Here is a 25,188-nt window from a genome sequence, read left to right on the forward strand (position 1 = left end):
CTGCGATCTCCATCATTGCGGACTGAGTCCGATCCGTAGGCCGGTACGGAAAGGACGGGGCGGTCGGGTGGGTGGTGGACGGTGTCATGTCATCATGCAATGACATCGCTTGATGACTTGATCGGGAAACCCCTTGCAACCCTCCATACCGGCGTCCGCGCTCCGCCACCCACGCGCCCTGGTGCCCGTACTCGTCTCGCTCGGCATGCTCGTCGCCGTCGTCAGCAGCCTCGGCGCACCCCTCATCCCGACCATCGCCGCCAAGGACCATGTCCCGGTCTCCACCGCGCAGTGGGCGCTGACGGTGACGATGCTGGTCGGGGCCGTCGCCACGCCCGTCATGGGACGACTCGGAGACGGCCCGTACCGCAAGAACGTCATCCTCGTCGGCCTCGCCGCCGTCCTGGCCGGCAGTCTTCTCGCGGCCCTGCCCTTCGGGTTCGGCTGCCTGCTCACCGGGCGGGCGCTGCAGGGCGTGGGCCTGGGACTCGTGCCGCTCGCCATCGCCACCGCGCGCGACGCACTGCCGCCCGAGCGGGCGCGGTCGGCGGTGGCGACGCTCTCGCTGACCACTGCCGCGGGCATCGGGCTCGGATATCCGATCACCGGGATGTTCGCGGAGTATCTCGGCATGTACGCGGGCTTCTGGTTCGCGGCCGCCACGGCCGCCGCCGCGTTCGCCGCCACCGTGCTCGTCGTCCCCACGCCCCCGCACCGGCCCTCGACCCCCATGGACTACCCGGGAGGACTGCTGCTCGCCGGCGGCATGGCGGCGCTCCTGGTGACGCTGGCCGAGGGGGAGCGCTGGGGCTGGGGCTCCGTGACGCTTCTGGCACTCGCGGCCGCGGCCGTCGTCCTGCTCACCGGCTGGGTCGTGCACTCCCTGCACTCCACACACCCGCTGGTGCGCATCCGGCTCGTCAAGGACCGCGGCGTGCTTCTCGCCAACGTCACCGTGATGGTCGGCGGCGTCGGCACCTATCTGCTGATCTCTCTGGTGACCCGGTACGTACAGACCCCGACGTCCGCCGGATACGGATTCGGAGCCTCCATCGTCGTCACCGGTCTGCTGCTCGTACCGTTCTCCGCGGCCAGCCTGATCACCGGTCGTCTCGTGCGGATGCTGGGCCGTGCGGCGACGCCCGCCCGTATGCTGCCGCTCGGCTGTCTGCTCTCGCTCGGTTCCCTCGTCTGCTTCCTGCTCGCCCGCTCCAGCCTGTGGGGCATCGGCGCGATGATGGCGCTCGCCGGACTCGGCGTCGGAATCACCTTCGCCGTAACACCCGGCCTGATCGTCGGCGGGGTGCCCGCGCAGGAGACGGGCAGCGCGATGGGTTTCAATCAGGTCGTGAAGTACATCGGATACTCGACCGGCAGCGCTCTGAGCGCGGTTATCCTGCAGGCCGCCACGGCTCCCGGTGCGCAACTGCCGAGCGACGACGGCTATCGCACCGCGGGTCTCGCAGGCTGCACCGCGTTCCTCCTCACCGGCATCCTCGCCGTCGTGCTCACCCGTACGGGAGCTTCGCGGCGCCCCTCCGTCGTCACCCTGCGAGGCGGCGCGACGGTCGTGCCGGACGACGGAACGCGCTCCGAGGCCGGGCGCCCGTGAACACGAACGACACCGGCCCGCGCCGTAACTCCACCCGCAGCCGGGAGGCGCTGCTGCGGGCCGCGACCGAACTGTTCTCCGAGCACGGCTACGACCGCACGACGATCCGCGAGATCGGCGAGCGGGCCGGAGTGGACCCGGCGCTCATCGCCCGCTACTTCGGCAGCAAGCCCCTGCTGTACGTGGAAGTGCTGCGCGCCGAGCACGGGGACGCTGCGCCGGACGACCTGCTCACCGAACCCCGGCTGCGGGAGATCGCCGAGCGTGCGCAGCGGCGCGGCCCGGTCCCGCTGCTGCGGGTGGCTGTCCAGCCGTTGAGCGATCCGGCCGCCCAGGAAGCCACCCGCGCCGCGCTGACGGCCCGCCTCGTGGAGCCCCTGCGCGCACGCTTCGCACGCGAGGGCCGCGACCGTCCCGGGCTGCGGGCCGACGTCCTGGTCGCGGCGGTCGCCGGGGTCCTGCTCGCCCGGCACTCCGGGGCGTTCGACGACCTGGCCGACGCGGAGACGGACGAGGTCGTCGACGTACTGCTGGAGATGTTCGACAGCGGCACGCGGTGACTGGCGCCGCGGCTGCCCGCTCGACGAGGATGGACCCATGAAGACGATCACCTTCCCCGATACCGAACTGCAGTCCTCGAACGTCGTCCTGGGGCTGATGCGCATCGCCGAAATGGCCGATGACGACATCCGCACCCTGTACGGCAGCGCCCGTGACGCCGGGATCAACACCTTCGACCACGCGGACATCTACGGGCCCTCGCGGCACGCCTGCGAGGAGCGCTTCGGCGAGGCCGTCAAACTCTCCGCCGCGGAACGCGAATCGATCGTCATCCAGAGCAAGGTCGGTATCAGGCCCGGCTTCTTCGACTTCTCCAAAGAGCACATCCTGCGCACCGTCGACGAGTCGCTCGCGGCCCTGCGCACCGACTACCTCGACCTGCTCCTGCTCCACCGGCCCGACACCCTCGTCGAGCCCGAGGAGGTCGCCGCGGCCTTCGACGAACTGCATGCCGCAGGGAAGGTCGTGAACTTCGGCGTCTCCAACCACACCCCGGGCCAGATCGAACTGCTGAAGACCGCTGTCCGCCGGCCGCTCGTGGCCAACCAGGTGCAGTTGAGCATCACCCACTGCCCGATGATCGCCTCGGGCATCGCCGCGAACATGGGCGGCCTCGACCAGTCGGTCGACCGGGACAACGGCCTCCTCGACTACTCGAGGCTGCACGGGATGACCCTGCAGGCGTGGTCGCCGTTCCAGAAGGGGTTCTTCGACGGGGTCTTCATCGGCGACCGGGAGAACTTCGCGGAACTGAACACCGCCCTCGAGGAGTTGGCCGCGAAGTACGAGGTCACCCCGACCGGCATCGCCGTCGCGTGGATCACCCGCCACCCGGCGCACATGCAGGTGGTGCTCGGTACCACCAACCCGGGCCGGGTCGCGGAGTCCGCGGCGGGGTCGGAGCTCCCCCTCACGCGTGAGGAGTGGTACCGCCTCTTCCGTGCGGCCGGGCACGTCCTTCCGTAACCGATGGCGGCGGGGCGCACCCCGCTCTCAGACCCCGGTGACCTTTCCGCTCGACGCCAGTTCGTAGACCAGCGTCACCGTGCGCCTGCCCCCGGGCGGCAGCGTGACGTTCCAGCGGGCGATGCCCTCGGCGTCGAGCGCGTCCGGGGCGGGGGAGCAGGCCTCGGTGCGGAGCCTGACCTCGACCTCCGACACCTCGGAGACCGGGATCCGCTCCCGTAGGCCGACCACGCGTTCGCCGGTCTCGTCCGGGGCGGAGAACCGCGAGAGGTGCAGCCGTACCGTACGGGTGACGACCGTCCGGTGGGTGAGTGCGCCGGTGTCGCGGGACTCGTCGGTTTCACGGATCACGCGGTAGGTGTCCGAGCTGCCGAATGCCAGCTCCGCGGCGGCACCCGGGGCGGTGAAGTCCAGCGTGGAGCGGCCGGTGAATCCGCTGTCGCGGACCAGGTCCACCGGACCGGCGAGCAGGGCGTGGCCCGAGGCGTTGGTGAACCGCACCACCTCGGTGACCAGTGGGGAGAGTTCGGGCGCGCAGGCGTATGTGCTCCGCGCCGCCGAGACGGCGGAGGTGAGCGGCGTGCGGTGGGCGCGTCCGTCGCTGGGCACACTGACCGTTGCGGGTGCGTGCAGGACGCGTGCCTCTCCGCCGTCGTCCACACCCGGCAGACCGGCGACCGGGGTCGGACCGAGATCCGTGATCTCCTCCTCGCGCAACTCCACGTCGACCGTGCGGCGTTCGGCCGTGGACCGGTCGCGGAGCGTCAGCCGGTCCGCCACCAGCCGGGGCGGGGCGGTGGCGTGGGCCGACCGGGCCGTCGACAGCGTCAGCCGTACGTCGGACCAGTCCTCGCCGGTGCGCTGCCACACCACCGCGTCCGTCTGCAGGGTCAGTTCGCCGTCGCTCAGTGCGGCACGGTAGGCGGGGCGCCACGCCGCACAGGGTGTGAGGTGGCTCAGGCGCAGGCGGGCCGTGCCGGCGGACCGTGCGCGCACGGTCAGCTCGATGTGGGCGGTCAGTGCCGGCGGTTCCTCCTCGGCGAGGTCCAGCGACTGCCAGGTCTGTTCCAGCTCGGTCGCGATTCGCGTCAACTGGGCCTCTGCGGACCGTAGTTCGTCGTCATGGGTGTCGATCTCCGCATCCACCCGGTCCAGCTCGCGCTCCCAGCGCTCCTGATCGGTCTCACCACAGCCGGCGCCCTCGCCGATGTCCCGCAGCAGATCGGCGGACAGCTTCCCCAGCAGATCCAGTCGCGCCCGGAGCCTGTCGCGCCGCTGCTCCAGCGGACGGCGCTCCTCTTCCAGGGCGTGGGCGTGGCGACGGAGCCGGGAGTCCTCCTCCGTGGGCGGCTGCGGGCCGCGCGGCGTCCATGCCCGCACCAGGCGTACGTCGGTGACGGCGGCGTCCGGGGCGCCGGTGAGTTCGGCGTGCAGGCTGCGGTCGACGGCGAGCGCGCTGACGGGACCGAGGAGCAGCCGCTGGACTCCGGCCGCCACCTCCACGGTGGTGGTGCGCTCGATGTGCGCGCGGTCCTCCAGACAGGTCACCGCGGTCACGGGTACGGGTACGGGTGTCGGGGTCAGAGGTGTCGGTGATTCCTGCATGGCGGGTGTCAGCTCCTCCGGTTGCCGCCGGTGAGGGCCTTGGCGGCCGGGATGCGGATCTCGTAGCCGCCGTCGAGCGCGGTGGTGCCGCCCGCGGGCACGTCCACCCGCCACAGGCGCGTGCCCGGCACATGCTGCTCGGGCCCATCCTCGCCGTCCTCCGGGCGTGTCCAGTCGCCTCGTTCCTCGATGCGCACATCGGACTCGGACGTCATCGGGACGCGCTCGCGCACCTCCACGGTGACCTGCCGGGCGAGGCGGTTGGCCAGCTCCACGTGGATGCGATGGTCGAACACCGTGGTCGTGTTCCGCAGCCCCGCGGTGGATTCGCGCAGCTCCGTACGGCGGGCGGCGCGGACCGCCTCGGCAGGTCCGAGTCCCACACGACCCGTGGCACCGGGGGCCAGAGTCGGCAGTGCGGTGGTCGGCAGAGGCTCGCCGTCGACCGTGATGTCCACCGGGCCCGCCAGCAGGGCCTGGTCGGTGGTGTTGGAGACCAGCAGGGTCGCGTACACGGTCTCGTCCACGGACGGCACGCACACGTACTCCGTACGCAGGCCCATCGGGAGGCGGGTGACGGTGACCGTGTGCCAGGTGCCGTCGGAAGGGATGTCCGCCGGGTCCGAGGCGTCGTAGCGGTGGTCGAACGAGCCGGCCGACTCGCGGGGCCGCACCGCGTGCCCGGGCAGCGGCAGCGAGCTCGGCGACTCCGCGCGCCGGCGGTACTCGGAGGTCACGGCGTCGGTGGGGGAGCCCGGCAGGAGGAGGCCGCGCCGGCCGCCGTGCTCATCGGGTCCGGACAGGACGAGGTCGGAGTATTCGAGTTCGGAGGCGCTGGGCTGCGGTGGTCCCAAGGGTGGGGGCGGTGCAAAGGCCTGGCCGGGGGGAGCGGGTGCCGCGGGCCTGGCGCCGCCGCCCATACGAGGACGAGCCGATGGTGGCGGCAGGGGCGCGGCCCCCGCATAGCCCTGGGGTGCGACGTCGGCCGCCGCGCCGGGCGCGGGGGGTGGGGGTGCGTACGGCGCGCCGTACGCAGCGGGCTCCTCCGCGTACGCGTAGCCGCCCGCCGCCGCTTTGAGGGCAGGGGCAGGGCGTGGCCCCGCCGCGGCGTACCCGGTGAACAGGTCGGCGAGCCCCGCCGGTGGCTCGCGCCAGCCGGACGGCTCGGGGACGGCCTGGCGGCGCCCGATCCGCAGCGAGCGGAGTGTGGGGACACCGGTGGGCCGCAGCAGATCTGCGGTGGACAGACCGATCCGCACACCGGACCAGTCCTCGCCGGTGCGCTGCGCGACGCCGGCGCGGAGCACCAGCTCTGCGTCGTCCGCTCCCTGACGGTGCGTCAATCGATAGGCCGGAACCCAGACCGCGCCAGGCACCCGGTACTCCAGCTCCACCTCCATGTCGATCCCGTCGGTGGCCGACTGGGCTCCCTCGACGGTGAGTTCGGCCAGGACCGTGGTGCGCACCGACGCCTGAGGAGCCTCCGTGGACGCGCGCTCGAGCCGGTCCGTGGCGAGGTCGAGGTCGTGCGCGATCCGACGGAGCTCCGCGTCCAGTTCCGCGAGCTCGCCGTGCAGAACCGTCAGCCGCCCGTCGACGAACCCCGCGAGATCCAGCCACGCGTCGACGGGGGTGTGCCGGTGCGGATCCTCACGCTTGCGCGGCGGCGGGACCGGGCGCAGTGCCGAGACCGCCTCGATACGCCCTGCTTGCCTTGCACGCCGTACCTCCGCGACCCGCTGCGCCTCGTGCAGTCGCTCCACCTCGCGGTACAGCTCGTGCCGGGTGCCGGGCGCCACAGGTTCGGCCTCGACGACCGGCCGCACCTCGCTGACCCGGACGTCCGGCATGTCCACGACGCGGGCGCGCAGGGAGTCCCGGTCCAGCGACAGCGGCAGTCCGCTCACCCGTATCCGGCCGTTCGATGGCACGACACCTCGGGCCAGCCGCCTGCAGACCGCGCCCCGCGCGTACACCACCACCGACGCCAGCTTCGATTCCCACGGATGCGCCGCCGGATCCGTCATCGTGCGTTCCTCCCCAGGGCGCCGCGGGAGTGCGGCGGCAAGGACCGTACGGTACGCGAGTGGAACGCGTGAAGAGCAGGGGGCTCCTTATGTACAAGTGGGTCTGGAATACGCGGGATTCGGACCGGTCGTTCCGCCGTCGTGCTGCCGCGACCCTGCTGGCGGTCGTCGTGGCGGCCGCAGGCGCCGGATGCCATCCAGGCAAGCATGCGACGTCCGGAGAAGGCGGCGGGGCGGACCGCCGAGTCGAGGCCAAGGCGACGAATCCGCCCCCGGGCCTGCCTGCTGCCCTGACCGCCGGCCAGCGGCTCCACTGGTCCGCCTGCCCGGCACCGACCGCCGCACAAGGTGACGGTGACGCCCCGGGCGCCGGCTGGGAATGCGCCACGATGAAGGCACCCTTGGACTACCGGAAGCCTGACCGCGACACGATCGGCGTCGCGCTGATACGGAAGAGGGCCACCGGTCCGGAGCGCAAGCGCCTCGGGTCGTTGCTGCTGAACTTCGGAGGTCCCGGTGTGTCGGGCGTCATGGGGCTCCCCGAGTTCGAGGACCTGTTCCGATCGTTGGGTGGGCGGTACGACCTGGTCAGCTTCGATCCGCGAGGGGTCGGTGGGACCATTCCCGTCACCTGCGGTGCGAAGGCGTTCGAGGGCAGCGACGCATGCAAGCGGTACTCCGGCAAGTTCCTTCCGTACGTGGGGACTTCGCACACGGCCCGCGACCTGGATCTGCTGCGCTATCTCCTCGGCGACGAGAAGCTGCACTACCTCGGCGTGTCCTACGGCACCGAGCTGGGCGCCGTCTACGCGCACCTCTACCCGAAGAATGTGGGCAGGCTCGTTCTCGAAGCCCCCGTCGACCCCACACACGATCGCGTTCAGGCGGACCTCAGCCAGGTCAAGGCTGTCCAGCTCGCCTTCGAGCGCTTCGCACAGCACTGCGCGAGCAGCGACACCGACTGCCCCACCGGCAGCGACCCGGGGCAGGCGGACCGCCGCATGATCGCGCTGATGGACAAGCTCGACAAGGCGCCCGCCGACACCGGCGGGAAGGAGAAGCTCAACGGCGATCACGTCGCGCTCGCCATCGCGAACTATCTGGACCTCGGCGAGGACGGCTGGGCGCCCTTGACCAAGGCGCTCAAGCAGGTCGTGGAGCAGGGCTCCGGCAGCCTGTTGATGCGCAAGGTCTATGACCACGAGCCGGGTGCGCGGTCCCTGCAGGGCTCGGCATCCGGCGGCAACGGTACGTCCGCCCTGGTCGCCATCACCTGCGCCGACTCCAACGTGCGCCTCGGTCTCACGCAGTACGACGAAAAGGCGCAGCAGATCGCAGAGGCCTCACCGGTCTTCGGCAAGGCGATCTCCGGGAACGTCTACCTCTGCTACGACTGGCCGTTCGCAGGCGAACGCACCACCCCCGAAGTCGGCGCGCACGGCGCCGCCCCCATTCTCGTCGTCGCCAACACCGGCGACCCGACGACGCCGTACGAGGGCGGCAAGCGGATGGCGAACGCACTCGGGCCGGGTGTCGGTGTTCTGCTGACCGTGCGGGCCGAGGGCCACGGCTCCTACCCCTATGTCCGTTGCGCCGCCAAGACAGTTGACGCGTACCTTCTCGACGGCGCGCTCCCCGAGAACGGCGCCACCTGCTCCTAGGAGCCGGCTGGTGAGGGCCGCAGCTCAGATGCCCGCTCCGGTCGCCCTCACGATGATCTTGCCCTGGTTCTCGCCCCGCAGCATCCCCAGGAATCCGTCCACGATCCCCCCGAAGCCGTCGACCAAGGTCTCGTCGAGCGTGACGCTTCCACTCTGCAGGTGCGGCACCACGAACTCGTACAACTCCTCCTGCACATCACGGTAGTTGCTGACCAAGAAGCCCTCCATGCGCAGGCTCTTCTCGACAATGTCGGGGAGGTTGCGCAGGGCATAGGGGGTGCCGGTGCTGTTGTACTGGGAGATCGTGCCGATCCGTACGATCCGTCCGAACTCGCGCAGCGAGGAGATCGCCGCCTCGAGGTGTTCGCCACCGACGTTGTCCATGTACAGGTCGATCCCGTCGGGCGCCGCCTTGGCGAGCAGCTCGGCCGTCGGGCCCGCGTGGTAGTCGAAGACCTCGTCGTAGCCGACATGTTCGGTCAGGTAGGCGGCCTTCGCTGCCCGGCCCGCGCTGCCGACGAGCCGTCCCGCGCCCATCAACCGGGCGAGCCGCCCGGTGGCCGTGCCCACGCCGCCGCCCGCGGCCGAGACGAACACGTCCTGTCCCGCGCGGAGTTGGGCGATGCGGGTGAGGCCGACGTAGGCGGTCAGGCCGGTTCCGCCGAGGATGCTCAGGTGGGCGGAGAGCGGTACGCCGTCGAAGTGGGGGACCTTACGAGCCTCTTCGGGGGTGACGACACTGTGGGTGCGCCAGCCCTGCCGGTGGAAGAGGATCTCACCCTCGCGGAACGCCGGATCGCGGGACTCCACGACCCGGCCGAGGGCGCGGCCCTCCAGGGGTGCGTTCAGTGCGAAGTCCCCGTCCATCATTTCGCGGTGGTACGGGTCCACCGACCAGTAGAGGTTCTCCACCAGCGCCGTTCCTGGGCGGGGTTCCGGTACTGCGGACTCGGCGAAGGCGAAATGGCCTGGGGTGGGGAAGCCATGGGGGCGGGCGGTCTGGTGCACGGTGATCGCGGTCTCGGTCATGGCGGTGACCGTACGGAGGAATGCGGAGACCGGGGAGGGGGTTGCGTTCATGGAACGGCTCGATCCATGAAGAGCCCTCATAGAAGCAGGTGGGACACCCCTTATGGCAGCCGCAGCCCCCATGGTCGCCACAGACCTTGCCCCGCACGAGCTCCGCATCCTCGTGGCGGTCGACCGCGAGCGTGGGTTCTCGGCGGCGGCCAAGGTCCTCGGGCTGACCCAGTCCGCGGTTTCACACTCCATACGCGGGACGGAACGCAAGGTCGGAGCGGTCCTCTTCACGCGGGGACGCAAGGGTGCGACGCCCACCGCGGCCGGTGCCGCCGCTGCCGCCCACGCCCGCCGGATCCTGCGGCTCCTGGACAACCTGGCCGCAGAAGCCCGCGGGGCCGAGCGGGGCATGGTCGCGGGGCCGCTGCGCATCGCCGCCTTCCGCAGCGCCGCACTCCACCTGCTGCCACGGGTCCTGGAGCGGCTCACCGCCCACCACCCAGGCATCGAACCGGAGGTGTACGTCGTCCGCGAGCTGGGCGCGGGCACTGCCGGCGAGGTCGCCGAGGGGCGTGCGGACGTGGGCATCGCAACGATCGGCGCCACCTCGCCCGTGCCCGCCGGGCTCATCGGCGACGTACTCGTCGAGGAGCCCTACTCGCTGGTGCACCCGGCCGGCCACCCCGCGCCGCGCTCACTGCCGCTGGTGGACTGGCACGAGAACTGTGGTTCCTACACCCGTAAGTGGTGGGCCGAACAGGACTGGATTCCGAAGGCGACGGTGCTGACCGAGGACGACGGAGCGGTGCTCTCGATGGTGAGCAGAGGTCTCGGCATGGCGATCATGCCGGCGCTCTCGCTGAACGAAGCGCCTGACGGTGTCGAGATCACCGATCTTGGACCCGAGCGCCCGACCCGTTCCGTCGGCTACGTCACCACTCCGGAGCTGGCCTCCAGCGGTTCCGTCCGCGCCCTGATCCGCGAACTCAGGGCGGCCCACCGGTGAAGCCGGTATCGCCGAGGGGCACCGCCTGGTTGCCGGCGTGGGCATCGGTGGCAAACGGGGTGCTGCCCGTGCCACCGACGCCCTGCTGCCACGCTGTTCTATGTCTGCGGCGCGAGCTCCGGGCCGAGCGAGGAGAGCTTCTCCTGTGAGACCACGCGCTGCGGCGGCCAGGTGATGTTCGCCGGCGGCCACTTCTGACCTGTCTTCTTCAGGAACCAGGCGGGCGGCTCGTACATCGGCGGCTCGTATCCATCGGGCAAGGCCGTCTGCCACCGCACTCCCTTCGTGCGGTCCGCGAACTCCGACTTCAGCTCGGCCAGCCGCTCCGGCTGGGTGATCAGGTCAATGGCGGTCGCCGCCAGGTACTTTGCCGCGGCGATGACGGCGGCCTGACCGGGAGCGGCTGCCGCGCAGGCCGCGGTCGACCAGGTGTGCATCTTGGTGCCGATGGGAGCGAGGGCCGCGCCCATCGAGACGGTGGGGACGTTCCAGGAGATGTCGGCGACATCGGTCGAGCCGCCACCGAGGAAGACCGGATTGGGCGGGGTCAGCTCGGCGACCTTGTTGTGCATACCCAGTTGGGGGAGACCGAGCGATTCCTGGAGGCTCTTGGCGAGGGACTGGGCTTCGTCGGTGAAGGTGGGCGGTCCGATCTGCTTCATGTTCTCGTGCAGCAGTTCGGCGAAGGAGCGGGAGGGCAACTGGTTCCAGCAGGACGAGGTGATCCGGTGGCGGACGCTGGTCTGGCTGGCCTTGGCGGCCGCTTCGGCGACGGCGATGACCTTGTCGAGCAGGACCTGGACGCGGGCCGGGCTGCCCTCGCGTACGTAGTAGGAGATTTCGGCGATCTCCGGGGTGACGTTGGGGATGTCGCCGCCGTTGTTGATCACCCAGTGGAGTCGCCCCGAGGGGGCGAGGTTCTCCTCGCGGAGGAACTCCGACATGGTGGCGGTCATCACCGCCGCGTCCAGTGCGCTCTTGTTGCCGAGCGGGGTGCCGCCGTGGCCCGCGACGCCCAGGAACGTGAAGGTCACCGCGGTCATCGCATTGGTGGTGCCCCACCCGGTGGCGTTGGCGGGGGAGGGGTGCCAGTCCAGGAATGCGTCGAGGCCCTTGTAGACGCCCTTGCTCACCGCGTACGTCTTGCCGATCAGCGCCTCTTCCGCGGTGGAGCCGAAGAACTTCACGGTCACCGGGAGGCGGTGGCGGCGAGCCGCCTGGGCCACGGCGGAGGCGGCAGCGGCGGCCGCCGTGCCCAGCGCGCTGTGTCCGCAGCCGTGCCCGGGGCCGTATCCGGGGGCGAAGGGGTCGTGGATGTATTCGAGGGGGTCGTGGTGGCCGACGCCCTTGCGCTGGGAGAGGCCGGGCAGGGCGTCGTACTCGCCGCTGAAGCCCAGGACCGGGCCTCCGCTGCCCAAGGTGTACGTAGCGGTGAAGGCGGTCGGGAACCCGGCGGTGCCGAACTCGACGTGGAAGCCCGCCTTTTCCAGGAAGGCGGCCTCGGCGAGCGAGGAGTTCCACTCGCGCAGACTGAGCTCGGCGTGCTCCCAGATCTCCTCGTTGAGGCCGGTGATGCGCGCGGAGTTGGAGTCGATCCAGCCGAGCGCCGCGGCCTTGGCCGGGCTGTCCTGGGCCAGGCCGGTGGGTGCCTGGTAGCCGCCCGCCTCGGCCACCGAGGAGTCGTCGGCGGCGGCCATCGCGGGGTCCGCCTCCGCGGTCATCATCGCGGTGGTCACCCCTGCCGCGCCCAGGATTTGCATGATCTTGCGGCGGCTGAGGGCCGGGCCGGTTCCTGTTGCCGTGGTTCCGTGCTCATGCTGATCGTGCAGATCGCACACGTACGCCTCCGAGGGTGAGACCGGTGACCGAGCAGAATGATCAGCACTGTGGCCCCGTGACGTTGCCTCGTCAACATCTTGGGATGACAAAGTTGTTACATGCACGGGAAGTTGCGGGCGAACACGTGGCGAGTCCGGTCACTGGTAGGCGCGTTGCTCGGCCACGTCGAGCCAGTGCCCGACGTCGACCGGAGCGGCGGGCGATTATTGGGTCGAACCGCCTGCTCGCGGCGCCTAGTCTGGCCGCTACCCCAGTGCCCCACCAGGAGCGGACCATGCGCACGCACTACCCCCGTACCGCGCATCTGCCCTGGTCGCCCGGTGCTTCCCCGGACGACATCCGGGCCGCGGATCTGTCGGGGCTCGATGGGCGTGAAGTCGTCGTCACCGAGAAGCTCGACGGGGAGAACACCACCCTCTACCGGGACGGCGTTCACGCCCGGTCGCTCGACTCCGGGCACCATCCCTCGCGCGCCTGGGTCAAGGGGCTGCAGGGCCGGATCGGCCCGCGGATCGAGGCAGGGCGCCGGATCTGCGGCGAGAATCTCTACGCCCGGCATTCGATCCCGTACGACGAACTGGACAGCTGGTTCTACGGGTTCTCCGTCTGGGACGGCGACGAGTGTCTGCACTGGGACCGTACGACGTGGATGCTCCACGGGCTCGGGGTGCCCACTCCGCGCGTCCTGTGGCGCGGGGTGTTCGACGAGCGGGCGCTGCGCGGACTGCGACTCGACCTCGCCCGGCAGGAAGGGTACGTCGTACGGACCGTGGAGGGGTTCGGGCGTGCGGAGTTCGGGCGGCGGGTGGCCAAGTGGGTCCGGCCGTCGCATGTGCGCACCGACACGCACTGGATGCACAGCGCGGTCGTGGCGAACGGGCTCGGACCCGCCGCCCCGCTGTGGGCGGTGCGCAGTGGGGCGGCGCCGGACGCAGGCGCGCTGCTGCACGCGGTCGGCCTCGGCGAGGAGCCGGGGCCGGGGCCGATGCCGGTCGACGGTGTCGCCGTCGACGCGGTGTCCGGCGCGCTCGATGTGCTCGGGCGCACCGGCGACTCACGCCTGGCCGGTGTCCTGGCCGTGCTGCTGCACGGCATGCACCGTCCTCGCCTCGCGGCCCGGCTCATACCGCCGCTCGGGATGCGGCTCGCCCGCAGAACGGCCGATCTGGTCGGGCTGTACGGGAATCTGCAGCGGCCGTACCCGGACGAGATACGGCAGGCAGGGCTGCTGAGGATGGCCGCGGCCGTCGACCTCGGTGTGCTGCACGCAGTGGCCGGGGCGGTGCTCGTGGGGCGTACGGATACCGCGACCGTGCAGGCGCGGGAGCAGGTCGAGTGGTCCCAACTGCACGCGGTGGAAGCCGGGTTGCTCGGCGAGGACCCTCTCGCGGCGCTCCGTTCGGGGCTGCGCACCGCGCTCGCCGAGGCCGGAGTGGGCAGGGAGGCCGCCGACCGCTGCTGGGCCGAGGCGAGGGAAGCCTGCGCCGAGGGACGTATCGGGTGCGGGGGAGCGGAGGAGGCGGTGGCGGCGACCTGGCGTTGGCGCGAGGGGACGTACCCCCGGCTGGTGCACCTGGTCGGCCCCTCCGGGAGCGGGAAAAGCACCTACGCGGATGCCTTGCCGGGGCCCGTCACGCGTGTGTCGCTCGACGCCATCCGGACCGCTCGCGGATCACGCAGCGACCAGCGCGCCAACAGCGACGTGCTGCGGGAAGGCCTCGCGCGGCTCGACTCGGCCCTGGCCGAGCGGGGGACCGTCGTCTGGGACGCGACCTCGCTCCACATCCGCCAGCGCTCCCTGGTCACAGCTGTCGCGCGCCGCCGCAATGCGCTGACCACCCAGGTGGTGACACTCGTACCGGAAGAAGAGCTGGCCGCGCGCAACGCCCGCCGCGCGCATCCGGTGCCGTCCGACGTACTCGACGGGCAGGTGCACCGTTACGCGCCGCCGTATCCGGGCGAGGCCCACCGCACCTGGTATCTCGGCGGCGACGGTGGAGTCGAGGACCGCGAAGGAAGTCTGTACGGGACGAGGGACGCGCACGATGCGGACCAGTGAGCAGATCTACCACCAGGTGCGCTGGGACCCGAGGTTCGACCCCGCGCGGTTCGTCCTCGGAGTGCTGCAGCGCGGGGCCGCGCCGAAACGGGTGCAGCTGACCTCCTTCGTGCCGGGCGGGGACATCCCCTGGCACCGGGTGCTGTTCGTCGAGGCGGACGGCGAAGTGGTGTGGGACCGTGCGGCCGGTGTGGACCGCATCGGCGACCCCGGCACCGACGCCGGGAGGGCGCGGGCCCCACGGCTGCTGCGCGCGCCGTTCTTCACCGCCGTCACCCCGTACACCTGGGACCCGGTCGTGGGCGGCTGGCGGCCGGCCCGCGCGGAACGGCAGCCGCCCACGACCGGAGCTGTGCTGTCCGTCCTGACCTGGAACACCCTGTGGGATCGCTACGACGCCGACCGCATCGACACCGCCCGTCGCCGCCCCGCGCTGCTCGACGCGCTCGCGGCCGCCGACGCGGACGTCATCGCGCTGCAGGAGGTCGAGGCGGGTCTGCTCGTCCTCCTCCTTGCGGAGCCCTGGGTGCGCGCCGGGTACACGCTGAGCACCTCGCCGAGCGGCAGACAGGTCGAGGAGAACGGGCTGCTGCTGCTCAGCAGAGTGCCGGTGCGGGAGGCAGGTCGTCATGTGCTCGGCCCGCACAAGGCCCTCACCGCGCTCACCGTGGAGAGTGCGGCCGGCCCACTGGTCGTCGCCGTGACGCATCTCAGCAGCGACCACTCCGACCCGGGCGGGGTCCGCCGCCGAGCCGAACTCCTGCGAATCGACGAGGGGTTGGCTTCGGTCGACGGCGAGGTGCTGCTGCTCGGCGACTTCAACGACAGCACCGGCCGACCGGCCGCCGAGCTCGGCCTGCAGGACGCATGGACCCGCACACACGGCGCGGCGGACGACACACCGACCTTCGATCCGGTGGCCAATCCGCTGGCCGCGGTCTCCTCGCTGGGTGGGCGGCCCGGACGGCTCGACCGGGTACTGCTGCGCGGTGAGACGCTGCGGGCGGCCGGAGCGGAACTGCTCGGCACGGTGCCCGCCGAAGACGGGCTGTTCGTATCGGACCATTACGGAGTACGAGTCGAGCTGACCCCCGGCGCGGACACCCCCGAGCTGCCCGGAGGACAGGCCGCGGACGACCTGGTCCGACGCATCGCCGGTGCGCTGCCGGACGGCGCCGTTCTCGAGGTCGTCGGATCCCGCCGCATGGGCTGTGCTCTGCCGGACGCCGACCTGGACCTGGTGGCCGTACTGCCAGGGGCTGTTGACGTGGCGGACGTGGGGGCGCGGCTGCGGAGGACCCTGCCGGGCGACCTTCGTCTACGAGAGGTGACAGGGGCCAGAGTGCCCGGTCTGAAACTGCGTACCGCGGAGCTGGCGGCCGACCTGGTGGTGGTCGGCGCCGGCGGGCTGCCACCGGCCGCAGCAGTCGTGCGCAGGGCCGAGCTCGGCGAGTCCACAGCGATCGCCCTCAGCGCGGTCAGCGACGCCTGTGCGGTGACGGAGGCCGTGGGCGGGCGGCAGGCGCAGTTCGGTGCGCTCGCCCGTACGGTCAAGGCGTGGGCGCGGGCCCGGGGGTTGGACTCCGCGCCGTTCGGCGGGCTGCCGGGGATCGCCTGGGCGGTGCTCGCGGCCCGTACGGTCACCGACGCCGACAGCTCGACCCCACCGGGAGAGCTCCTGCGCGACTTCTTCGCCCGATGGGCCGTCCACGACTGGAACGAACCGGTCACCCTTGCCGCACCCGCCCCCGCCGGGACGCCCCGGGCGCCCCTGACCGTCCTCACCCCCACCGCGCCCGAACGTTCCTGCACCGCGCAGGTCGGTGCCGGGATGCGCGACCTGGTGTGCGAAGAGCTCTACCACGCCTGGGAGATCACCCAGTCGGCACTCGGCGCCCGCACCGATCCGCGGCCGCAGTTGCTCTCACCGCCCCCGATGGACCGCCGTCACCGGGCTCGGGCGATCGTGACCGTACGCGCGCAGAACGACGAGGCCGCTCCATCGTTCGAGGCGACACTCGGCCGGGTCCGGGGAAGGATGCGCGCACTGCTCGACGCGCTGGCGGAGGCGGGCTCGCCCGATGCGCATGCCTGGCCCCGCCCTTTCGAAGCCGACCGGTCCGTGGTGCGTTACGCCATCGGGCTCGGTGCCCATCCGCCCAGTGCGCCGCAGCTGAAAGTCATCTCGGACGCCTGGCGCGGAGGACTGACCGGCACCGATGTGATCCGCGCCGGATGGGAGGCGGGAACGCTGCTGTGGCGTCCCGACTTTTCGTGCACGCGAGACTCGTAGGTGAGGGGCCGTTCGGAGAACGGCCCCTCACCGCTTTTCGCATACGTGGTCAGGAAACTTCGCACCTGACCACGGCCTCGCGCCAGTCCCTGTGGCACACGTCCCGAGCGCTGCCGCCGTCGAGCTTGTCGTCGGCCCGGCCGTTGCGTGCGGTGAGGATGTCGCGGCCTGCGTGGCCGAACAAGTAGTCACGCGCGTGATCGGCGTCGCGGGAATCGATCACGTCATTGCCCGCACTGCCGTGCATGGTGTCCGTGCCCGTCCCGCCGGTGAGGCGGTCGTTGCCCCAGTTCAAGTACCAGAACCAGCCGTTGCCTCCGTCCAGCAGGTCGTTGCCCCCACCGCCCCACAACTGGTCGTTGCCCTGGTGTCCGAAAAGGGTGTCGTCTCCGGCGCTGCCACTGAGGGAGTCGTTGCCCTGCTCGCCCGCGAGCACGTCCTTGCCGTCCCCGCCCGCGACGTAGTCGTCGCCTTTCCCGGCCGAGATGAAGTCGTTTCCGGAGGAGCCGCAGATGGTGTCGGCTCCGGCACCGCCGTAGATCCGGTCGTTTCCGCCGAGACCGACGATGACATCCCTGCCCGGCGTGCCGCGGAGGGTGTCGTTGCCCGGGGTTCCCCAGAGGGTCGCGGACTTGCCGTGGCAGATGGGCGGTGCAGCCGCCGCGGCCCCGGCCTGCGGGACCGTGGCGGCGAGCAGGGCCAGCGTTCCGGCGGCCGCGAACAGGTACATCGCGCGCAGTGACCCGCGGGTGGTCACGGACGGTCGCGCCGGGCCCGGTCGTGATGGATGGAGCATGGCTTCACCTCGTTCATGGGATCGGATGTTCCGTCTCCCACGGTGTTCCTTCGCCGCCGCAACAGCCATTCGCCATATGGCGAATCCCTGTCCGGGGGAAGCGGTAGCGTGGAACGGCCAGGTCTTCATGAGGGGCCGCGATGAGCCGACACTCGATCACCGAGAGCCACTTGCGGGCGATGCTCGATGTCGTCGCGGAGGCCCGGTGCGACGCCACTCGCGAGGTTCCACCCTTGTCGCTGCTCAGAGGGTTGGGACGGCTGATCCCCTGCGACCTGGCCGAGTTCAGCGAGGTGGACCTGCCCACCCGGCAGGGTCTGGCCGGTCAGGCCGTGGAGTACGGCGGAAGTTACCCCGAACCTGACGACGCGGCGTGGTGGCGCTGGAAGCACCAGCATCCGCACTGCAGGGAAGTCGAGCGGACCCACGGGTCCATGGAAGTCGCCCAGCTGTCGGACTACATGGGAGTGCGGGAGTTCCGGAACCTGGCGCTCTACAGCGAGTACATGCGGCCCTTTCTCACCATGGTGGTCCTGCCGCTGCCCACCGCCCCGGGACGTATCCGCATGTACAACCTCAGCCGCGAGAGCTCGAAGCCCTTCACCCCACGCGATCTGCTCACCCTCCAGCTCCTGCGCCCTCACCTGATCGACATCTACCACTCTGCCGCGCGCCGCCGCCGAGAGCCCGTACGGCTGACGTCCCGCGAACTCGACATCCTGCGTTCCGTGGCGAACGGGCTGAGCACCTCGGCGATCGCCCGGCAATTCGTGGTCTCGCCGAGCACCGTGCGCAAACACCTGGAGAACACCTTCCGCAAGCTCGGTGTCTCCAGCCGCATCGAGGCGCTTGCCCGCGTCTTTCCGGAGCCCGAGCCTTACGGGCCCTTCTGAGCGGAAGCGACGACACTTTCCGGCTTGAATCCTGCATTCCTGCATTCCTGCATGCCCGCAAGTCGCGTGATCATGCTCACGGGATACCCCCCGGGGTATTTCTGATACCCTCGGGGGTATAGAGTTCATGGTGTCGTCAGGAGGTTCCCGTGAAGGTTGTGGTTATCGGAGGCGTGGCGGGCGGCATGTCCGCGGCCACCCGGCTGCGTCGGCTCGATGAGCAGGCGGAGATCGTCGTGCTCGAGCGCGGTGCGCATGTCAGCTATGCCAACTGCGGGCTGCCGTACTTCCTGGGCGGCGTCATCGAGGAGCGCGACGCGCTCCTCGTGCAGACTCCCGAGGCGCTGCGCACCCGCTTCCGCATCGACGTGCGGGTCCGGCACGAAGCCGTCGCCGTGGACCGGACCGAGCGGACACTACGCGTGCGGGACCTGGTGAGCGGGGACGAATACGCGGAGTCGTACGACAGGCTCGTGCTGAGCCCGGGCGCCCGCCCATTTGTGCCACAACTGCCGGGCGTGGAGCGGGCCTTCACGCTGCGGGACGTCTCGGACACCGACCGGATCGCCGCCGCTCTGACCGCCGGGGCGGGCTCCGCCGTCGTGGTCGGCGCCGGATTCATCGGGGTCGAGGCGGCGGAGAACCTGCGGCACCGGGGCCTCGATGTGACGCTCGTGGAGCTGGCCGACCAGGTGCTGCCGCCGCTCGACCCCGAGATGGCGGCGCCGCTCGCCGACGAACTGCGCGCCGGCGGAATCCGGCTGGCCCTCGCCGCCCAGCTCAAGGAGGTCCGTGCGCACGACGTCCTCCTGGACGACGGTGAGGTCGTGCCCGCCGACGTCGTCCTCATGGCCATCGGCGTCCGTCCCGACGTGGAACTGGCCCGAGTCGCCGGGCTCGCCATCGGCCCGCGTGGCGGCATCGCCGTGGACGAGGCGGGCCGCACCAGCGACCCGCTGATCCACGCCGTGGGTGACGCGGCCGAGAAGCGCGACGCGCTGAGCGGCGAGAGCACCCTGGTGCCGCTCGCGAACCTGGCCAACCGGCACGGCCGGCTCGTCGCCGACGCGATCGCCGGCCGCCCGGTCTCCGCCCGCCCGGCCACCGGCACCGCGGTCGTCCAGATCTTCGGACTCACGGCCGCGGCCACCGGCTGGAACGAGAAGCGGCTGCGCGCGGCGGGCCGCCCGTACCAGGCGGTCCATCTGCACCCCGGATCGCACGCCGGCTACTACCCGGGTGCGTCACCGATCGCGCTCAAGGTGCTGTACGACCCCTCCGACCTGCGCATCCTGGGCGCACAAGCGGTCGGCGCCGACGGTGTCGACAAGCGTATCGACGTCATCGCCACCGCCATGGCGGGCGGTCTGACCGCGCCCGGACTCGCGGATCTGGAGCTCGCCTACGCTCCTCCGTACGGCTCGGCGAAGGACCCTGTCAACATGGCAGGAATGATCGCCGAGAACCTGGTCACCGGCACGGACCGTACCGTCCAGTGGCACGAGCTGGCCGCGGTCCGCGACGCGGGCGCCACCGTCGTGGACGTACGCACGAGCACCGAGCACGCCCGGGGTGCGATCCCCGGCGCGGTCAACATCCCGCTCGACGAACTGCGCGAGCGCTCCGCCGAACTGCCCGCAGGCGATCTCGTCGTCCACTGCCAGGTCGGCCTGCGCGGCCACACCGCACTGCGGCTCCTCGCGGGCCTCGGCAGGGACGCCGCCAATCTCGACGGCGGCTACGCGACCTGGTCCGCGGGACAGGCCGCGTGACCCCTTCGACTCACCACTGTCACCGATCACTTCACCTGGGAGAGACATGAGCACCACCACCCTTGCCCCCGCCGAGCTGCGCGCCCGCCCCTCCGGCACCACCCTCGTCGTCGACGTCCGCGCGCACGGCGAGTACGCGGCCGGACACGTCCCCGGCGCGATCAATGTGCCCGCGGACCACCTCGACGAGCTGCTGCCCGATCTGCGGGACGCGGCCGGGCGCCGCCGTATCGTCGTCGTGTGCGCGGCCGGGCAGCGCTCCGCTGCGGCCTGCGCGAAGCTCGCCGACGCGGGCATCGAGGCGGTCGGCCTCGAGGGCGGCACGCAGGCGTGGACCGCCGAAGGGCTGCCCGTCGACACCGCCGCCCGCCAGGGCAGGAACGTCTGGGCGATGGACCGCCAGGTCAGGTTCGCCGCAGGTTCGCTGGTCCTGCTCGGCCTGACCATCGGCCGCCGCTCGCCCAGGGGGCGGCTGCTGGCGGCCGGAGTCGCGTCGGGCCTGGTGTACTCCGGCCTGAGCAACACCTGCGGCATGGCGGCCGTGCTGGGCAAGCTGCCCCTCAACCGGCCCGAGCCCGGCGCACTCGACGCGGCCCGCTCCGCGCTGCGCGGATGAGCGGGAACCCGGCGGCGTCCGACGCCGTCCTCAAGCGGCTGCGCCGTGCCCAGGGCCAGTTGGCGGGCGTCATCGCGATGATCGAGGCGGGCCGCGACTGCAAGGATGTGGTGACACAACTAGCCGCCGTGTCACGGGCGTTGGACCGCGCCGGCTTCAAAATCATCGCGTCCGGAATGCGGGACTGCATGAATGCGGCGGATGGCGAACAGCCTGCGCTCACCGAGGACGAGCTGGAGAAATTGTTCCTTTCGCTGGCGTGACGGCGCCTTCAGCCGGCCGTGGCGTCGTGCTGGAGGTGGACGGCGTTCACTCGCGGGCGGTCACTGACCGCGCTCGGCATTGAGCGCGTCCACCGCGCCGCGGGTGTCGCCGATGGTCGTGTAGTCGACGGCGATGAAGTTCACCGGCCTGCCGCGTTCCTTCTCACAGGCGTGAGCGCGCTCCAGCACCTGCGCCCGGGTGTTGATCTTGCCCGCGTCCAGCCGGCTGCCGCCCGCGACGGTGATGAAGTGGTTGAGCAGGAAGAGCCGCTTGCCGGTGCCCCCGCGGTGCGGGACGCAGCTCAGCTCCTCGGGGCTCTGGAAGGAGAAGGGCGTCTCCATGCCGTAGCGGTAGAAGTTGCGGTACCAAGGCGCGGGTCCGTCCGCCTGTTCGGCGAAGACGACGAGGCGCTTCCCGCTGTCGATCATCTCGCCCATCGTCGGCCAGGGACGGTCGGGGTCCTTGTCGGGTACGTACAGCAGATCCTTCAGCCCGGCCTCGTCGAAGGCGCGCTCGGTGTCCTCGCCGCTGATGTCGTCCTGGACGATCAGCGTGAGGATCTCCGAAGGGTTCTGGCGCAGCCAGCCGCCGATCTGCTCCAGTGCCGGCACCAGAGGGATCGCGCCGGCCCGGCAGACCGCGTGGCAGAGCCAGGTGCCCTCGCGGGCCGGATTGAACAGATTGATGGCCGCGGCCAGTTGGCGCTGCTGCTCCGGCGGCAGCCCTGATGCGTGCAGCCGTGCGGTGACGTCCTCGGGACTCTCCCAGTGGTACGTGTCGATCTGCAGCGCGCGCACCCCGTCGTTCAACTGCCCGACGATCAGCGGATCCTGCAGCGGGCCGATGAACCGGTCCGCGGTGGTCGACATCGCATTGTGCGAGGTGACCTGGGCGACCTCGTCGTACGGGCGGTCGCACAGCCGGCTGCTGCCCTGGCAGATGCGCTGCCCCTGCCCGGCGAAGGCCAGGGGCACGAGGACGATCCCGGCCAGCGCGAACGACGCCGCCCCGGCAGCGGCCCAGGCCGGCCGGTGCGGAGCGGCGCCGAGCGCGGGCCGGGTGCGCAGCACCCAGGCGAGGGCCACGAGCAGGGCGCCCGCTGCGACCGGTAGCAGCGCCGTCACCAGCGCGACGGTCAGCGCACGGTCGACCGCGGCCCGCTGTACGTCGTCGACCAGCCGGGCCACCGAGTGCGGCCAGGACGCCGCGGGCTCGACCACGGTGCCGCCCGTCCTCCACCGCAGGAGCGCGACGGCGACCGCGTACAACAGCCCGCCTGCGGCGAGCGTCCAGCCCAGCAGCGTCAGCCGGCGGGAGAGCGAGGCAGGCCCGGCCAGCCAGAGCGCCGCCAGCGCCAGGAGCCCCAGCACGGCGGCGACCGGCTCCACCACGTCCAGGGCGAGCCGGGTGGCGGACCGCACCTGGTCCACGGTGGCCAGGCCGCCCTGGGAGGTGTCGAGGTCGGCGGTGATGTTCCAGGTGCCGCCGTCGGACGCCTCCCGCAACTGCGCGGCCGCGTTCTGCGTACGGCCCGAGAAGGCGGCGGGGCCGACGGCGGCCAGCGCGGTGGCCACGTCGCCGTTCTGCAGTGCCACGACGACCTCGGGGCGCAGTGCGGCCCGATCGCTCTCCGGGACGACTCTGAGCAGGCCGTCGGCGGCTGTCACGGCTTCGTCGCGGGACAGCGTCAGCTGGGGCAGCCCGGCGGGCGGCTGTCCCGCGGCGATGCTGCGGGCCGCCGCGTCGATCCCCTCGACGAAGGCCGGGAAATCGGGTTCCGGCTGTTGCTGCAAGGAGGCGACCAGGTCGCCGAAGTAGATCTGGGCGAGAGTGCCGGCATTAGCGCTCAGCGCTCGGACGTCGACCGTCAGGCGCAGGGTGGCGTGCTCGCCCCGCAGATAGCCGATGACCTCCGAGATCTGCCGGTCGGTCAGTGCCCGCAGCGTCTCCGGTGGCAGGACGAGCTTGAGATTCGACGTCAGGATCGCCTCGGGGACGGGCAGCTGCCCCAGCAGGTTTCTGGTCAGCGGCGTGATCTGCGGATCGACCAGGACCTCGTCGTACATCCGGTTCCAGGCGCGCTGGTCGTCGAGCGCGGCCCGGTAGAAGCCGGCGCTGAGCACGGTGCTGCGCGCGGTCGCGGCTCCGGCCACGACGACGATGCACAGCACGGCGAGTACGCACAGCGCCGGGCGGAGCATTTTCAGGGCCGAGGCCGGCACACCCATGGATCCATGCTGTGCCTCCGGCCGCGCTGCGGCGACCCGGATGATCGGGTACCGGGGCACCGTGATCGGCGGCCCTCGGCCTGGAGGCCAAGATTCCGGGACGATTTATACGGAACGCGGCATATCGACCCAAGTTTCATGGTGCGAGACTGACGCCTCCGCCCCGGTGCGGTTTACCGTAGGACTTCCGGTCCGGGGGAGGGGAGCGGCGTGGCTACTGCATGGAAGATCCTCGTGGTGGACGACCGCGAGGACAACCTCTTCGCGGTCGAAAGCGTGCTGCGCCCGGTGGGCCGGCCGGTGATCTGTGCGCGCAGTGGGGACGAGGCGCTCAAGACGGTCCTGCGCGGGGGGATCGCGGTGATCGTCCTCGATGTGATCATGCCCCAGATGGACGGCCTCGAGGTGCTCGCGTACCTCAAGAAGCTGGAACACACGAGGGATCTGCCGGTCGTGCTGATGACGGGGCTGGGCCGGGACGACGATCTTGCGGCCCGCGCCTACCACCTCGGCGTCGCGGACTTCCTGGTCAAACCGGTCGACCCCTGGGCCGTACGGGCCAAGGTGCGGGTGCTGGCCGACCTCTATGCCGAGAACCAGAATCTGCGGCGGCGTCTCGACGCCGCACTGGCGTCCACCGGGGCTTTTCCCGAACCGCGCGTGCCCATTCAGCGTGACGGGCCCGAGGACCACGGCCGGGTCGTCGAAGCAGTGGACTGAGGATCACGCACCGGGGACGGTGTGGTGGATCTGCCGGAGGAAGGTCGCGTTGTCCGGCGTACGCCGGAGCTTGTCGAGCAGCGTCTCCAGTGTGGCCTGGCCGTCCCTGGTGTGCAGCGCCCGGCGCAGTCCCCGAACGGCGGCCAACTCGGTTGTGGGGAGCAGGAGTTCCTCACGGCGCGTGCCCGAAGGGGTGATGTCGACGGCAGGGAAGACGCGCTTGTCCGCGAGGGTGCGGTCCAGGCGCAGCTCCATGTTGCCGGTGCTCTTCAACTCCTCGAAGAAGTAGTCGTCGGCGCGGGAGCCGGTGTCGACGAGCGCCGTGGCCAGGATGGTGAGCGAGCCGCCCTCCTCGACGTTGCGTGCGGCGCCGAACAGGCGCTTGGGGCCCTGTACGGCGGCGGCGTCGACGCCACCGGTGAGCGTGCGGCCACCGGTCGCGGCGGCGTTGTTGTGCGCCCGGCACAGCCGGGTGAGGGAGTCGAGGAGGATGACGACGTCCTGTCCCTGCTCGACGAGGCGCTTGGCGCGCTCCACGGCGAGTTCGGCCAGGGCGATGTGCTCCTTCGCCGGCCGGTCGAAGGTGGAGGCGAAGACCTCGCCCCGTACCGAGCGGCGCATGTCGGTGACTTCCTCGGGCCGCTCGTCCAGCAGCACCACCATCAGGTGGCACTCCGGGTGATTGGCCGCGATGGAGGCGGCAAGCTGCTGCAGGAGCACCGTCTTGCCGGTCTTGGGCGGCGCGACGATCAGCCCGCGCTGCCCCTTGCCGACCGGAGCGACGAGATCGACGAGCCGTGTGGTCACCCCGCCGGCCGGGCTTTCGAGCCGGAGCCGCTGGTCGGGGTGGAGCGGAGTCAGGTCACGGAAGTGTGCCCGGCCGCGCATCGCCTGGGGCGGGCGGCCGTTGACACGCTCGATGTGGCTGAGTGTGCGCTGCCGTTCGCATGCGCCCTCGATCACATCGCCTGTACGCAGGGCGTGTTGGCGGATCAGGGCGGCTGACACCTGGGTGTCGCCGGGCGCAGGAAGGCAGTTGGTGGAACGGAGGAATCCGTGCCCTTGGCGTGTGATGTCGAGTACGCCGGTGACCTGGGTCAACGGGGCCTGGACAAGCGGGTGTTCAAGTGTGCTGGTCATGAGGGAGTCCTTTCGCGGACAGGGTGAAGGGAGTCCCGGCAGGGGGGCGGTGACATCACGCCCCCGGAGATGGGCAGAGAAGCCCAAGGCCGGAAGAAAGGTGTGCAGTG

19 protein-coding genes are annotated in these 25,188 nt (G+C 71.2%); 12 read left to right on the top strand and 7 right to left on the bottom strand.

Annotated elements, in window-relative coordinates; all coding sequences use genetic code 11:
* The first annotated feature begins 133 nt into the window (after window positions 1–133).
* Genes AB0H78_RS20195 through AB0H78_RS20205 form a run of 3 tightly spaced genes read left to right on the top strand, consistent with a single transcriptional unit; the run spans window position 134 to window position 3,139 of the window.
* The gene (locus tag AB0H78_RS20195) at window positions 134–1,612 is read left to right on the top strand and encodes an MFS transporter (protein WP_363235847.1); all 1,479 of its coding nucleotides are present in this window, start codon (window positions 134–136) and stop codon (window positions 1,610–1,612) included.
* Window positions 1,609–2,172, top strand: a complete 564-nt coding sequence (locus AB0H78_RS20200; protein WP_363235848.1) for a TetR family transcriptional regulator — start codon at window positions 1,609–1,611, stop codon at window positions 2,170–2,172. The genes AB0H78_RS20195 and AB0H78_RS20200 overlap by 4 nt, the downstream gene beginning before the upstream one ends.
* Before the next feature lie 37 nt (window positions 2,173–2,209).
* On the top strand, window positions 2,210–3,139 hold the full coding sequence (locus tag AB0H78_RS20205) for an aldo/keto reductase (RefSeq protein ID WP_363235850.1): 930 nt from the start codon (window positions 2,210–2,212) through the stop codon (window positions 3,137–3,139).
* 27 nt (window positions 3,140–3,166) lie between these two features.
* Here the strand turns inward: AB0H78_RS20205 and AB0H78_RS20210 are convergent, their stop codons facing one another.
* On the bottom strand, window positions 3,167–4,744 hold the full coding sequence (locus AB0H78_RS20210; RefSeq protein WP_363235851.1) for a DUF4139 domain-containing protein: 1,578 nt from the start codon (window positions 4,742–4,744) through the stop codon (window positions 3,167–3,169).
* An 8-nt stretch (window positions 4,745–4,752) separates the two neighbouring features.
* Entirely contained in the window at window positions 4,753–6,771 is a 2,019-nt protein-coding gene (locus AB0H78_RS20215) for a DUF4139 domain-containing protein (protein WP_363235852.1), read from the bottom strand.
* A gap of 89 nt (window positions 6,772–6,860) precedes the next feature.
* Here AB0H78_RS20215 and AB0H78_RS20220 point away from each other — a divergent pair, with 89 nt between their 5' ends.
* Window positions 6,861–8,432 (top strand): alpha/beta hydrolase, encoded by a 1,572-nt coding sequence (locus AB0H78_RS20220; RefSeq protein ID WP_363235853.1) that lies wholly within the window; start codon window positions 6,861–6,863, stop codon window positions 8,430–8,432.
* A 24-nt stretch (window positions 8,433–8,456) separates the two neighbouring features.
* On the opposite strand, the gene AB0H78_RS20225 is transcribed toward AB0H78_RS20220, so the two are convergent.
* A complete protein-coding gene (locus AB0H78_RS20225) occupies window positions 8,457–9,461 on the bottom strand; it encodes an NADP-dependent oxidoreductase (RefSeq protein ID WP_363236060.1) in 1,005 nt (334 codons plus the stop codon).
* Window positions 9,462–9,582: 121 nt separating this feature from the next.
* On the opposite strand from AB0H78_RS20225, the gene AB0H78_RS20230 reads away from it, so the two are divergent.
* On the top strand, window positions 9,583–10,458 hold the full coding sequence (locus AB0H78_RS20230; protein ID WP_363236061.1) for a LysR family transcriptional regulator: 876 nt from the start codon (window positions 9,583–9,585) through the stop codon (window positions 10,456–10,458).
* Between the two features lie 98 nt (window positions 10,459–10,556).
* On the opposite strand, the gene AB0H78_RS20235 is transcribed toward AB0H78_RS20230, so the two are convergent.
* Window positions 10,557–12,296, bottom strand: a complete 1,740-nt coding sequence (locus AB0H78_RS20235; protein WP_363235854.1) for an amidohydrolase — start codon at window positions 12,294–12,296, stop codon at window positions 10,557–10,559.
* Window positions 12,297–12,571: 275 nt separating this feature from the next.
* On the opposite strand from AB0H78_RS20235, the gene AB0H78_RS20240 reads away from it, so the two are divergent.
* Both AB0H78_RS20240 and AB0H78_RS20245 read left to right on the top strand, forming a co-directional pair.
* Complete coding sequence (locus AB0H78_RS20240; RefSeq protein WP_363235855.1) at window positions 12,572–14,356, top strand: RNA ligase family protein; 1,785 nt, start codon at window positions 12,572–12,574, stop codon at window positions 14,354–14,356.
* Window positions 14,343–16,649, top strand: coding sequence for a poly(A) polymerase (locus tag AB0H78_RS20245; protein WP_363235856.1), 2,307 nt, complete (start codon window positions 14,343–14,345; stop codon window positions 16,647–16,649). Before AB0H78_RS20240 ends, AB0H78_RS20245 begins: the two co-directional genes overlap by 14 nt.
* 49 nt (window positions 16,650–16,698) lie before the next feature.
* On the opposite strand, the gene AB0H78_RS20250 is transcribed toward AB0H78_RS20245, so the two are convergent.
* Window positions 16,699–17,379 (bottom strand): calcium-binding protein, encoded by a 681-nt coding sequence (locus tag AB0H78_RS20250; protein ID WP_363235857.1) that lies wholly within the window; start codon window positions 17,377–17,379, stop codon window positions 16,699–16,701.
* Between the two features lie 206 nt (window positions 17,380–17,585).
* On the opposite strand from AB0H78_RS20250, the gene AB0H78_RS20255 reads away from it, so the two are divergent.
* From AB0H78_RS20255 to AB0H78_RS20270, 4 genes are all read left to right on the top strand, one after another.
* Window positions 17,586–18,338, top strand: a complete 753-nt coding sequence (locus AB0H78_RS20255) for a helix-turn-helix transcriptional regulator (protein WP_363235858.1) — start codon at window positions 17,586–17,588, stop codon at window positions 18,336–18,338.
* Between the two features lie 149 nt (window positions 18,339–18,487).
* Complete coding sequence (locus tag AB0H78_RS20260) at window positions 18,488–20,110, top strand: FAD-dependent oxidoreductase (RefSeq protein WP_363235860.1); 1,623 nt, start codon at window positions 18,488–18,490, stop codon at window positions 20,108–20,110.
* A gap of 46 nt (window positions 20,111–20,156) precedes the next feature.
* Entirely contained in the window at window positions 20,157–20,726 is a 570-nt protein-coding gene (locus AB0H78_RS20265) for a rhodanese-like domain-containing protein (RefSeq protein ID WP_363235861.1), read from the top strand.
* Complete coding sequence (locus AB0H78_RS20270) at window positions 20,723–20,989, top strand: metal-sensitive transcriptional regulator (protein ID WP_363235862.1); 267 nt, start codon at window positions 20,723–20,725, stop codon at window positions 20,987–20,989. Before AB0H78_RS20265 ends, AB0H78_RS20270 begins: the two co-directional genes overlap by 4 nt.
* Before the next feature lie 60 nt (window positions 20,990–21,049).
* On the opposite strand, the gene AB0H78_RS20275 is transcribed toward AB0H78_RS20270, so the two are convergent.
* Entirely contained in the window at window positions 21,050–23,218 is a 2,169-nt protein-coding gene (locus tag AB0H78_RS20275) for a PI-PLC domain-containing protein (protein ID WP_363235863.1), read from the bottom strand.
* Window positions 23,219–23,428: 210 nt separating this feature from the next.
* On the opposite strand from AB0H78_RS20275, the gene AB0H78_RS20280 reads away from it, so the two are divergent.
* Window positions 23,429–23,938 carry a response regulator gene (locus AB0H78_RS20280; protein ID WP_363235864.1) on the top strand — a complete coding sequence of 170 codons (510 nt, stop codon included), beginning with the start codon at window positions 23,429–23,431 and terminating at the stop codon, window positions 23,936–23,938.
* A gap of 3 nt (window positions 23,939–23,941) precedes the next feature.
* Here AB0H78_RS20280 and rho read toward each other — a convergent pair whose 3' ends face one another.
* Complete coding sequence (gene rho / locus AB0H78_RS20285) at window positions 23,942–25,120, bottom strand: transcription termination factor Rho (RefSeq protein ID WP_363236062.1); 1,179 nt, start codon at window positions 25,118–25,120, stop codon at window positions 23,942–23,944.
* Window positions 25,121–25,188 lie beyond the last annotated feature (68 nt).

The organism is Streptomyces sp. NPDC050738, from assembly GCF_040654175.1.
GTDB lineage: Bacteria > Actinomycetota > Actinomycetes > Streptomycetales > Streptomycetaceae > Streptomyces.

Bases quoted from the DNA above. Each gene is read 5' to 3' on its own strand.
- AB0H78_RS20210 (WP_363235851.1), bottom strand. From the start codon at position 4,744: ATGCAGGAATCACCGACACCTCTGACCCCGACACCCGTACCCGTACCC.
- AB0H78_RS20215 (WP_363235852.1), bottom strand. From the start codon at position 6,771: ATGACGGATCCGGCGGCGCATCCGTGGGAATCGAAGCTGGCGTCGGTG.
- AB0H78_RS20270 (WP_363235862.1), top strand. From the start codon at position 20,723: ATGAGCGGGAACCCGGCGGCGTCCGACGCCGTCCTCAAGCGGCTGCGC.
- AB0H78_RS20230 (WP_363236061.1), top strand. From the start codon at position 9,583: ATGGTCGCCACAGACCTTGCCCCGCACGAGCTCCGCATCCTCGTGGCG.
- AB0H78_RS20225 (WP_363236060.1), bottom strand. From the start codon at position 9,461: ATGACCGAGACCGCGATCACCGTGCACCAGACCGCCCGCCCCCATGGC.
- AB0H78_RS20245 (WP_363235856.1), top strand. From the start codon at position 14,343: ATGCGGACCAGTGAGCAGATCTACCACCAGGTGCGCTGGGACCCGAGG.
- AB0H78_RS20265 (WP_363235861.1), top strand. From the start codon at position 20,157: ATGAGCACCACCACCCTTGCCCCCGCCGAGCTGCGCGCCCGCCCCTCC.
- AB0H78_RS20240 (WP_363235855.1), top strand. From the start codon at position 12,572: ATGCGCACGCACTACCCCCGTACCGCGCATCTGCCCTGGTCGCCCGGT.
- AB0H78_RS20220 (WP_363235853.1), top strand. From the start codon at position 6,861: ATGTACAAGTGGGTCTGGAATACGCGGGATTCGGACCGGTCGTTCCGC.
- AB0H78_RS20250 (WP_363235857.1), bottom strand. From the start codon at position 17,379: ATGTACCTGTTCGCGGCCGCCGGAACGCTGGCCCTGCTCGCCGCCACG.
- AB0H78_RS20275 (WP_363235863.1), bottom strand. From the start codon at position 23,218: ATGGGTGTGCCGGCCTCGGCCCTGAAAATGCTCCGCCCGGCGCTGTGC.
- AB0H78_RS20255 (WP_363235858.1), top strand. From the start codon at position 17,586: ATGAGCCGACACTCGATCACCGAGAGCCACTTGCGGGCGATGCTCGAT.
- AB0H78_RS20205 (WP_363235850.1), top strand. From the start codon at position 2,210: ATGAAGACGATCACCTTCCCCGATACCGAACTGCAGTCCTCGAACGTC.